General features: G+C 49.5%; 3 protein-coding genes and 1 pseudogene. All 4 read right to left on the bottom strand.

What is annotated here, in order from left to right; translation table 11 throughout:
- Positions 1-506: pseudogene (locus AO388_RS26670) on the bottom strand (hemagglutinin repeat-containing protein); the annotation flags it as partial.
- Positions 507-701: 195 nt separating this feature from the next.
- A complete protein-coding gene (gene imm45 / locus AO388_RS26665) occupies positions 702-1037 on the bottom strand; it encodes an Imm45 family immunity protein (protein ID WP_004413884.1) in 336 nt (111 codons plus the stop codon).
- A gap of 5 nt (positions 1038-1042) precedes the next feature.
- A complete protein-coding gene (locus AO388_RS26660; RefSeq protein WP_058417465.1) occupies positions 1043-1522 on the bottom strand; it encodes a colicin E3/pyocin S6 family cytotoxin in 480 nt (159 codons plus the stop codon).
- On the bottom strand, positions 1468-1755 hold a 288-nt coding region (locus AO388_RS29875; protein WP_236713991.1), incomplete at its 5' end, for a hypothetical protein. The genes AO388_RS29875 and AO388_RS26660, both read right to left, overlap by 55 nt.

Genomic DNA, 1755 nt, shown 5'->3' with positions numbered 1-1755 from the left:
TGGCCAGCCTGCAAGGCAACGCTGCCTCCCGCTTCAATATCGGCGGCAATCTGGCTGACGTGGTCTTCCTGACGGGTCAGTTTTTTGCTTTTCGACAGGGAGTGCTCTTCGTCCGCCGCGGAGCTGATGGTGAGGTTTTCGGTCGAGGCCATGGCGATGTCGCGTTTGGCGTCGATCTGGCTGGCGATGACGGAGATGTCGCGTCCGGCCTGAACGGTNGTGACGTCGCGTCCGGCCTGGATGGTCATGTCACGACCGCTTTCCAGCACGCTGCCTTTGTTGATGACGTCGCGGCCTGCCGAAATGCTCATGTCGTTGGCGGCTTCGATGCGCGCGGCACTGTCGGCGAACTCGTTGTGGCGCTGACCGCGCGCGCTGTTGTCCATTGAGGTGATGCTGCGTTCGTTGATCACGTCGCCGTTGATCGAGGTCAGTGATACATCGCGACCTTTGATGATGCCGCCAGCGGTGTTGATCAGGTCATTGCCCGCGAGCAGATCGAGCCGATAGGCAAAGCACGTCCATTAACGGAAAGGCAGGAGGACCATCTCACATTTAAGGTAATGAGGCTCGATAAGATTGATCTGCTCTTTTTTGAGCGCGACCTGATCTATCTCAATCGTAAAGCGTCTTTACGGGCTTGCATTCATTAAAGAGTCAAAGCCATTTAGATCAGAAATCATCCAAACCATGAAACAACCTTAAGCTTTAACGATGGCGTCTGCATTATACATCTCAATCCAATAAACATCTGAAACATCGCAATCTGGATATATCCAATTGGACCAGTTTTTTACTAACCAAGCCTTATCTATGCCGCCATCTTCAGCAAGACATTCATTTGGCAGATAGACTAATATCAAACCAGCTTTATATCCCGACGCAACCATTAACCCATAGGTAGATCCAGTCAATTTCGCTTCAAAAAACATGAAATCAACAAACTCCTCATATGGATACTTACCACAAACCCTAAGAATGTTTCCACGATAAATAGCATCACCCTTAAAATCAACTAGCTTAATTTTTTTTGCCATATATACTATTTCAGCCTTAGATCATGACCACCAGACTTATCAGATGGCTTTGTTTTTTGGAGGTTAAAATCCACCTCACCCATATGCTTACCATTTTTTGAGCTCACGACTTCGAAGCGACCATGCTGAGTATCTAAAGCATATAAATTCCCATCCTGCCCTTTGTACACATCTCTGCCGTTCAACTTTGACAGTTTTCCATCCTTTGTAAACCCATAAGCAGCAGAAAAATTATTCGCTGCTTCTTTAATTTGAGCAACTCGCTCACCCGGAGGCATTCTGGAAAGACTTTTTTCAAACTCGGCGACAGTTTGATTTCCTGGCAACACTCCTTTAGCACCAGCTAAGACGCCGCCCGGAGACCTACCCAGCAGCGCCATCCCACCAGCCGTCACGAGCTCCGTAATCAAGGTAGCACGTTCTTTTATATCTAGCTGCCGCCCCTTCTGAGCATCGAGCCAGCTCGTGTCTTTGACCTCAGCCATCCTTCCTTCACGTTTTTGGCGTAAGCCATCTGCTTATCAGAAACGAATAGCGCGCCCCAGCCATCCACGCCTTGTGAGGGAACAGCAATCGCCCCGGGATTGCCTGTAAGCAAACCAGCCATATCATACGAAACGCTGCGCTTCAGGAAATTGAGCAAGTCCTTGGCGACAGGCTCTGTGAGCGTGACCGCGCTTTTCTGAATGTCCTCGACGCAGGATCGGCTTGTGCAAGC

It is taken from the genome of Pseudomonas sp. ICMP 10191 (assembly GCF_001467335.1).
Lineage (GTDB): Bacteria > Pseudomonadota > Gammaproteobacteria > Pseudomonadales > Pseudomonadaceae > Aquipseudomonas > Aquipseudomonas cerasi.
Note: the sequence above shows the minus strand (reverse complement) of the source record. Positions and strands in the feature narration are given on the sequence as shown.

Bases quoted from the DNA above. Each gene is read 5' to 3' on its own strand.
- AO388_RS26660 (WP_058417465.1), bottom strand. From the start codon at position 1,522: ATGGCTGAGGTCAAAGACACGAGCTGGCTCGATGCTCAGAAGGGGCGG.
- imm45 (WP_004413884.1), bottom strand. From the start codon at position 1,037: ATGGCAAAAAAAATTAAGCTAGTTGATTTTAAGGGTGATGCTATTTAT.